General features: G+C 40.2%; 7 protein-coding genes and 1 pseudogene. 7 read left to right on the top strand and 1 reads right to left on the bottom strand.

What is annotated here, in order from left to right:
• Positions 1-83 precede the first annotated feature (83 nt).
• From gltS to sbmA, 4 genes are all read left to right on the top strand, one after another.
• Positions 84-1,319 carry a sodium/glutamate symporter gene (gene gltS, locus NO346_RS07255; RefSeq protein ID WP_256414744.1) on the top strand — a complete coding sequence of 412 codons (1,236 nt, stop codon included), beginning with the start codon at positions 84-86 and terminating at the stop codon, positions 1,317-1,319.
• 94 nt (positions 1,320-1,413) lie between these two features.
• Complete coding sequence (locus tag NO346_RS07250) at positions 1,414-2,889, top strand: sodium:alanine symporter family protein (RefSeq protein ID WP_256414743.1); 1,476 nt, start codon at positions 1,414-1,416, stop codon at positions 2,887-2,889.
• 134 nt (positions 2,890-3,023) lie between these two features.
• Positions 3,024-4,001 carry a patatin-like phospholipase family protein gene (locus NO346_RS07245; RefSeq protein WP_256414745.1) on the top strand — a complete coding sequence of 326 codons (978 nt, stop codon included), beginning with the start codon at positions 3,024-3,026 and terminating at the stop codon, positions 3,999-4,001.
• 229 nt (positions 4,002-4,230) lie between these two features.
• On the top strand, positions 4,231-5,430 hold the full coding sequence (gene sbmA, locus NO346_RS07240; protein WP_256414742.1) for a peptide antibiotic transporter SbmA: 1,200 nt from the start codon (positions 4,231-4,233) through the stop codon (positions 5,428-5,430).
• A gap of 56 nt (positions 5,431-5,486) precedes the next feature.
• On the opposite strand, the pseudogene NO346_RS07235 reads toward sbmA, so the two are convergent.
• Positions 5,487-5,789, bottom strand: a pseudogene (locus tag NO346_RS07235) (DUF4850 domain-containing protein); the annotation flags it as partial.
• A gap of 125 nt (positions 5,790-5,914) precedes the next feature.
• On the opposite strand from NO346_RS07235, the gene NO346_RS07230 reads away from it, so the two are divergent.
• From NO346_RS07230 to NO346_RS07220, 3 genes are all read left to right on the top strand, one after another.
• Positions 5,915-6,991 (top strand): DUF1176 domain-containing protein, encoded by a 1,077-nt coding sequence (locus NO346_RS07230; protein ID WP_087548366.1) that lies wholly within the window; start codon positions 5,915-5,917, stop codon positions 6,989-6,991.
• Positions 6,992-7,027: 36 nt separating this feature from the next.
• Positions 7,028-7,798 carry a hypothetical protein gene (locus NO346_RS07225; RefSeq protein WP_087543224.1) on the top strand — a complete coding sequence of 257 codons (771 nt, stop codon included), beginning with the start codon at positions 7,028-7,030 and terminating at the stop codon, positions 7,796-7,798.
• A gap of 127 nt (positions 7,799-7,925) precedes the next feature.
• Positions 7,926-8,462, top strand: a complete 537-nt coding sequence (locus tag NO346_RS07220; protein WP_256414741.1) for a hypothetical protein — start codon at positions 7,926-7,928, stop codon at positions 8,460-8,462.
• The last annotated feature ends 42 nt before the right edge of the window (positions 8,463-8,504 follow it).

Raw genomic sequence — 8,504 nt, 5'->3', positions numbered from 1 at the left:
ATGTTTAATTCGTCTGATCACAGATACTTTATAAAGCATTTTAATACTTTTTTGAATCTGTCAATGCGTAAGTCCTAGAAGATATGGAATTTACTTTTAATGGTTTTTATACCCTGATTTCAGCCGTCATTGTGCTGCTGTTAGGGCGTTTTCTTGTCAATCAAATTGATTTCTTGCGTCGTTACAATATTCCTGAACCTGTAGCTGGTGGCTTGGTTGCAGCTATTGTTTCGTTATTGGTACATTCAATGTGGGGTTATAGCATTGTTTTTAGTAGCCAATTACAAACGAGTTTTATGCTGATTTTCTTTGCTTCAATTGGTTTGAGTGCCAATTTTATGAAGTTGAAAGAAGGTGGACTTGGGCTGGTTATTTTTCTGGTCTGTGTTGCTTCGTTTATCGTGGTTCAAAATGCTGTCGGCATGAGCCTCGCAAAGCTTTTAGGTATTGATCCTTTGGTCGGATTGATTGCAGGCTCAATTACTTTAACAGGTGGACACGGTACAGCAGGGGCATGGGGTGAAATTCTTGAAAGCCAACATGGAATTCAGGGTGCATTAGCGCTAGGCATGGCAAGTGCAACTTTTGGTTTGATTATCGGCGGCATCATTGGTGGGCCACTTGCAAAACTATTAATCAACCGTTACAGCCTTGCTCAAGAGCAATCATCCACTGCGATTAAGAATCGTGATACCCATTTAGATCAACACCCTGATGAACTCGCACCATTTGAAAATCCACATCAAGTACGTTTAATTACGGCCGATAATGCGATTACCACATTGGGTATGTTTGCGGCGTGTCTAGCATTTGCTGAGTTTATGACAGGTTATAGTAAAGGCACATGGTTTGAGTTACCAACCTTTGTATGGGCATTAGGTGGTGGTGTCATCCTGCGTAATATTTTAGAAAGCGTATTAAAAGTTGATATTTTTGATCGTGCAATTGATGTGTTTGGTAATGCATCTTTGTCACTTTATTTAGCGATGGCATTGTTGTCATTAAAGTTGTGGCAGTTAGCCGATTTGGCTGGCCCGCTGGTTGTAATTTTGGGTGCACAAACCATTACCATGGCGTTGTATGCAGCATTTATTACTTTCCGCGTCATGGGCAAAAATTATGATGCAGCAGTTCTTGCTGCTGGTCACTGTGGTTTCGGTATGGGAGCAACGCCAACAGCTGTTGCTAACATGCAAGCAATTACCAACATGTATGGACCATCACATAAAGCATTTTTAATTGTTCCGCTTTGTGGTGCGTTCTTTGTTGATTTAATTAATGCAACAGTAATTCAATTAATTTTGAAATTCTTTGCCTAAGTCGGATCAAAAGCCCCATGTGGGGCTTTTTTGGTTCATCGATTGTTATCGTATATGTACGGCCGTACATAAAATATTTTAAAGCGAATAAGTGATGAATGAACAATTAAATGCCACGCTGATGTCGTGGGTACAATTCCTGAATGATCCACTCTGGAATTTTCTGGTCGTCTTATTGGTTGCGGTTGGGGTGTTTTACACATTCGTTACGGGTGCGGTACAGCTTCGCTTGTTCCTGCACAGCATTCTTGTGATGAAGGGAAGCCGTAAAGAGACGCAAGATGAACATGGCATTACTCCATTTCAGGCTTTCGTCACGGGTCTTGCAAGCCGTGTCGGTGTTGGTAACGTTGCTGGTGTTGCCATAGCAATCGCCATTGGTGGTCCTGGGGCTGTGTTCTGGATGTGGTTCACTGCCTTTCTTGGCATGAGTTCTGCATTTGTTGAATCATCGCTTGCCCAGTTGTTTAAGGTGAGAGACCATCAAAACAAGCAATTCCGAGGTGGACCTGCGTACTATATTACTCAGGGCTTAAAACAAAAATGGCTGGGGATTGTTTTTGCACTGTCACTCATTCTGGCTTATGGCTTTGTATTTAATGCCGTGCAGGCAAATGCGATTATTGGGGCAACCTCACATGCATGGGGGTGGGATAAAGCCAATTTTGTATTGGGTCTCGGTAGTCTTAATTTTGAAGTGTCATGGGTTGGTATTGCATTGGTGGTTATGACGGCATTGATCATTTTTGGTGGGATCAAGCGTATCGCCAAGGTTGCTGAAGGTATCGTACCATTCATGGCATTACTTTACATTATTGTGGCTTTGTACATCGCCATCATCAATCTACCAATGTTGCCAGGAATCTTTAAACTTATTTTCACAAAAGCTTTTGAGTTTGAAGCAGCAGCTGGAGGTTTCTTCGGTGCTATGATTTCTATGGCAATGATGATGGGGATTAAACGTGGTTTGTTCTCAAATGAAGCAGGTATGGGTTCAGCACCAAATGCTGCTGCTGCATCAGATGTAAAACATCCAGTAAACCAAGGTTTAGTGCAAATGCTAGGTGTCTTTGTAGATACTTTCGTGGTGTGTTCATGTACTGCGATCATCATCATGGTGTCTGGTCTGTATCATGAAGCTGGCTTTGAGGGCGTGACATTGACCCAAAAAGCATTGGAGAGCCAAATTGGGGGTTGGGGTGGAGGCTTCCTTGCCATTATCCTGTTCCTGTTTGCCTTTACCTCAATTATTGGTAACTATGCCTATGCTGAAAGCAATGTACAGTTCATTAATGACAACCCAAAGGTCATGTTCATTTTCCGCCTGCTGGTATTGGCAATGGTCTATTTCGGGGCGATCACAAGTGTACCTTTAATCTGGTCAATGGCCGACCTTTCAATGGGCTTGATGGCCACCATTAACCTTGTGGCAATCCTGCTGTTAACACCAATGGCACGCATATTGTTGAAAGATTATACCTCTCAGCTTAAAAAAGGGATCAAGGAACCAGAGTTCAAGATTGATCAATATCCTGAGCTAAAGAAAAAAGTTGGTTCAGATATCTGGTGATTTTGATGGAAGCCCCTTTCGAGGGGCTTTTTATCAATATATTGTGGATATATGCATAAAAATTGATACAGCATTTCACCAATAATGGCGTTAAAATTAAAAGATAGAACCACGTAGATATGGCAAGACAGCATATGAAACAGCTTAAATTATTGACGCTTGGACTTTCAATGGTGATTTTGGCGGGTTGTCAAACGACTTCGCATTTAAAACCTTTAGTTGAAGATGCCCAAGTACAAGCAGTTGTTCAGCCCTTTGCACATATTAATCAACAAGAAAAAAGACCCGTTGTTGCCTTAGTACTCGGCAGTGGTGGGGCACGTGGATATGCTCATATCGGCGTACTTGAAGTGTTGGAACAGCAAGGTATTCGCCCTGATTTTATTGTAGGTACAAGTGCAGGCAGTATTGTAGGTTCAATTTATGCAAGTGGTAAATCCGCTACAGAGTTGAGAGATATTGCGCTTAAGCTTAAGGCTACCGATGTAAGAGAAGTGAATATCAGTTTAAAAGGTTTCTTTGATGGTAAAAAAGTTGAGGACTATGTGAATGAGCAAGTCCAAAACATTCCTTTACAGAAGTTAAAAATCCCGATGTATGTGGTTGCAACGGAATTAAAAGACGGCACCAAAACTGTATTCAATTATGGTAATACAGGCCAAGCAGTACGTGCATCTGCTTCGATTCCGAGTATGTTTATACCAACCAAGATCCGTAATGTGGAATATGTTGATGGTGGCCTAGTCAGTCCTGTGCCTGTACAGGTTGCACGGGATTTAGGCGCAGATGTGGTGATTGCAGTGGATATTTTGGCACAACCTATTCATACTGAAACCAGTAATGTTTGGGGGCTATTCAACCAAAATATCAACATTATGCAAGGACGTTTGGCTGAAGAAGAATTGAAAAATGCAGATATTGTCATTCAGCCTGATTTACGTGAAAAAGCGCATATCTTTGATATCAAAGGCCGTGAAATGACTATGCAAGCGGGTATTGATGCTGCAAAAGAAAAACTGGCTAATATTCAATGGGTAATTAAAAGCAAAACAAAGCAAGTTGATTTAAATCAACAGGATTTAGCTTTAAAAATGAGTAGCCTTGAGCCATAGTTTCTGCAAAATATTGAATTAAGGATAGACAGCGATAATGTTTAAGTTCGTCTATCCAGTTGATGTTTATTAAACAAATTGTAAATACGCTACAAAAAGCTATCAAAAAATTGAGAAAACAGGTAAATAACTACCATTCATTAAACTTTTTTATCAGACAAATTTAAGTTTGAAATTATAGGATGACGTTCCAACGTCAATTGCAACACTACAAGGATTGTTAAACGCGATGTTTAAATCTTTTTTTCCTAATCCACGCTTGTTCTTTATTTCAGTCGTTGTGTGGTTAGCACTGAATATGCTGCTTTGGTATACAGGTGGTCATAGTTGGGGTGAATATCTCGGTTTTCCTAAAGGTTATGCTGATGCTGAACTTTCGGTCGGGGTCAGCCGTTTTTGGGAATCTTCATCACTTTGGTTCTATTTGTGGTTTATAGTTGCTACAGGGTTATTTGCAGGATTCTGGCGATTTTTTTCTGATAACAAGTGGCAAAACTGGTCAATATTGGGATCTGCATTCATACTGTTTAATATCTGGTTTGCAGTACAGGTGAGTGTTGCTGTCAATGCTTGGTATGTTCCATTCTGGGATTTGATTCAGAGAATGTTGACCAATAGTGGTGGGAATATTGCTGATTTATATAGAGAATCAATGGTGTTTTTATATATTGCAATGGTTGCAATTACTCTTGCCGTCGTAAATTCTTTTTTTACCAGTCATTATGTATTCCGTTGGCGGACAGCAATGAATGAATATTATACTGAACACTGGCAGCAGTTACGTCATGTAGAAGGGGCAGCGCAACGTGTGCAGGAAGATACCATGCGGTTTGCTACGATTGTGGAAGATTTAGGGGTTGAGTTTGTAAAGTCTGTGATGACACTGATTGCTTTTTTACCCTTATTATTTCAGCTTTCAAAACATGTTCCTGTGATTCCATTGGTTGGAGAGTTACAATATTCTTTGGTCTGGGCTGCCATTACATGGGCAATTTTCGGTACAGTTTTACTCATGGTGGTAGGTGTTAAATTACCAGGACTACAGTTTAATAATCAAAAGGTTGAAGCAGCATATCGTAAAGAATTAGTTTATGGTGAAGATCATGCTGATCGTGCACAACCTGCAACGTTAAAAGAGCTCTTTGGACGTGTTCGCAAAAACTATTTTCGATTATATTTTCACTATACGTATTTTAATTTAACCGCCTCATGGTATGGTCAACTTGATGTGCTCTATAGTTTAGTCGTCTTATTTCCTGCAATTGCGGGGGGGTTATTAACACTCGGTTTAATTAATCAGATTCGTGGTGTCTTTATACAAGTTGGGACATCTTTCCAGTATCTTGTTAGTTCATGGAAAACGATTATTGAACTGTTATCGATTCGAAAACGTTTAAAAGCGTTTGAATCCATTCTTGATAGGGATTAAGTTCTGTATCAATAAAAAACCTGCAACTAGCAGGTTTTTTTGTGTCCATGATTTGATTAATGAATCGCGTTGTAAAAGTTTAGAATAGCTCCAACCAAATGCTGTTGTGATTGATCAATGGTGACTTTGATTTCTCTAAAGTTAAACGTATCTTCATCTTGATATTTGGTTACGCCATGTGTTTTGTTCTTCAGCTTAGGAATCTGATAACTAAAGAAAGCGATTTGTTTTGAAGGGTGTACGATCTTTAGTAATTTAAGCGGATCTTGATAACTACCGTATTCATATTCCACACTTTGTTTTAAAAGATGTGGAAAATAAAGCGTCGCATTTGGCATGCCGCAACCTACACAAAATGATTTTAAATTTGACCAAACTCAGTTTGCTTTAAGCTCATATCTTCTGCAATAAAATGACATATGACAAGTGTAGATCAGCCCTTTAAACTGTTTTCAAGTTTGATAATAAATATGAGTAATACAGAATGATACCAGTGAAGAATATACTTTCAGTTTGCTGCTTTATGGCACTCAGTTCTACTAGCTTCGCACAAGAAATCAAAGGGATTTCCTTTAGTCATCAGGAATGGGAAATATACTGTAGCAATACAGGAACCTGCCGAGCAGCAGGCTATCACAATGAATCCAGTGATGATTATCCAGCATCTATCCTATTAACACGTCAGGCGGGCAAAGCTCAGCAAGTCACAGGTGAGTTTGCTTTGGGTGATGGGTTTACCGAACCTCAAATTCCTAAAAATCAGCTTAAAAATATTCATTTTTATATCAATGGCAAGGATTTAGGGCTTGTCTTGGTGGATGGCACTGAATTCCCTCTTGTGGGTAGATTGACCACAACACAGGTGAATGGATTGTTGCAACAGGCTAGTGGAAAAGCAGATATCGTATTTAAAAATAACCGACTGCAATGGAATATTTCGGATGCAGGCATGACCGCAAGCTTATTAAAAATGGATGATTTTCAGAAACGTGTTGGAACAATAGGGGCATTGGTCAGGAAAGGAAAAATAAACGAAGCAAAAGTTTTAGCGGCTCAACCGAAATTGCTGGTGAAACAGGTTAAAACAGCCAGCAAACCTTATTTAACTCTACAGCCTAATAATAAGCAGTATCAGTCAGTGTATAAATCATTGATGGCAGCACAACCTACACCCAAACAAGATGGTTTTTGTGAGGGAGTTTATACGAGTGATGGCGTAAAAACTCAGTCGATTGAACTCTACAAATTAAGCAATAAAAAAGTATTGGCAACGACTCTGTGCTGGCGTGGAGCATATAATGAGGGGTATGGAGCTTGGGTGCTGGATGAGTCTTTAACAGGAAAAGCAATTTTTGTGACCGAACATGCCTCAGATTTTGGGGATGGGATAATCAGTAGCTCACAAAAAGGTCGTGGTATAGGGGATTGTTGGTCGAGTGATGAATGGGTCTGGGATGGTCAGAAATTTGTACATACCAAAGATATGTGGACAGGCATGTGTAAAGGGCTTGCTGCGGGCGGAGTATGGGAACTCGATAAAATTGAAGCCGTTGTAAAATAAAGCGTTACGCCAATAAAAATAGCCTAAGGAAATATCATGCTGAATCATAAAATTCATTTACGTGGGCTGATTTTAACGGTTTCATTCAGTTGTTTTAGCACTTCAATTATTGCTGCGCCGTTGCAAATTTTAGAATTTAAAAAAGGGCAACTCAGCCAAACGGAACAGACACAGCTATGTGAACAGGTGAAAGACTTATGTCAGCAGCGTGCGCAATGGCGTAGTTTAAAAGCTACTGACCAAAGTTTATGGTTATTGTCAGATGGAAATGTTGCTCAATTTGGCATCTCGACCACTGGATTTAAATTGTTGCAACAGTGGCATATTCAATTATCTCCTGCGGATGAAATGGCAAGATCGGGGCAATATGTTTTTCCTAAGCTATTTCCTATGGATCCAAATCGTTATGCCATTGCAGTGATTGATACCTTTTCGGAAATGTATTCGGGTGGTGGAGCAGGAATTGAACGTGCCAGCTTTTACGAGTTAAAGGAATCAGGCAAAACACATCGTTTTATTGAAAATTATCCGTTTAGTTTTAATCGTATGATTCGGGCGTGTTTCTCAGAACAGGATTATGAAAGTTCTAGAGGCAAATGCCATGATGAAGATAGTTTGAGTCTGGATATTCGTCCAATTAAGCCGATGCTTTGGCAATTCCGTTATCGTTATAGTTTGGATGTATCGCCTGCATCGGATTCAGGTGAGAAATCATTTAAGGGTAGCCGAAATCTCAATATTGACTTAAACAAAGTATCAAAGCAGCCAAATATTCCTGCAAACTGGGATTATCAAGGGCAAGGCTAAGTTAATTCGGTTTTAGATTTTGCTAAAGCTTTAAGTCCGTGGACTTATGCAATTTACAGCGTCATAACAGATGATTTGTATAGTGCGTGGTACACAAAGAGACTGATTGCTTTTTGGAACTGTGCTTATGTCTCATACTATTTATACCTCATCTCGCCGTAAATTTTCTCATTTGAGCCGTTCTGTAATCATGGCTGCGGCTGTGTTGGGAACAACCCAAGTGGCAATCGCAGGGCCAACCGTTGATCAACTGAGTGATTGTTTGGTGAAAGCCACGACGGCAGCGGATAAAACCACAGTTTTACAATGGACGTTTACCGCTTTGGCAGCGCATCCTGATTTAAAGGGTTTTAGTAGCGTTACACCTGAGCAGAAAACGCAGTTGGACCAGAAGTTAGCACAGGTGTTACAGCGTGTGATTGTGGATCAGTGTTCGACACAGACTAAGTCTGTGATTCAGGCTGAGGGGATTCAAGCGGTTGGAGAGGCTTTTCAACAGTTAGGGCAAAGTGCGGGTGAGGATATTGTCAAAGATCCAGCGGTCAGACAGCAGTTGCAAGGTACCTTGCGTTATATTGATTTAAATAAATTGGTCACCACATTTTTAACGCCTGATATTTGGAATAAGTGTAAGCATCCGCTGAACCCCATGCCTATTTTTTAATTCGGTTTAGGTTTCCAGCGGTGTGGCAGTAATTCTTCAATC

Source organism: Acinetobacter sp. 5862 (assembly GCF_024494585.1).
Classification (GTDB): Bacteria; Pseudomonadota; Gammaproteobacteria; order Pseudomonadales; family Moraxellaceae; genus Acinetobacter.
Note: the sequence above shows the minus strand (reverse complement) of the source record. Positions and strands in the feature narration are given on the sequence as shown.

Excerpts from the sequence above, each read along its gene's own strand:
- gltS (WP_256414744.1), top strand. The coding sequence starts at position 84 with ATGGAATTTACTTTTAATGGTTTTTATACCCTGATTTCAGCCGTCATT.
- NO346_RS07250 (WP_256414743.1), top strand. The coding sequence starts at position 1,414 with ATGAATGAACAATTAAATGCCACGCTGATGTCGTGGGTACAATTCCTG.
- NO346_RS07245 (WP_256414745.1), top strand. The coding sequence starts at position 3,024 with ATGAAACAGCTTAAATTATTGACGCTTGGACTTTCAATGGTGATTTTG.
- sbmA (WP_256414742.1), top strand. The coding sequence starts at position 4,231 with ATGTTTAAATCTTTTTTTCCTAATCCACGCTTGTTCTTTATTTCAGTC.
- NO346_RS07230 (WP_087548366.1), top strand. The coding sequence starts at position 5,915 with ATGATACCAGTGAAGAATATACTTTCAGTTTGCTGCTTTATGGCACTC.
- NO346_RS07225 (WP_087543224.1), top strand. The coding sequence starts at position 7,028 with ATGCTGAATCATAAAATTCATTTACGTGGGCTGATTTTAACGGTTTCA.
- NO346_RS07220 (WP_256414741.1), top strand. The coding sequence starts at position 7,926 with ATGTCTCATACTATTTATACCTCATCTCGCCGTAAATTTTCTCATTTG.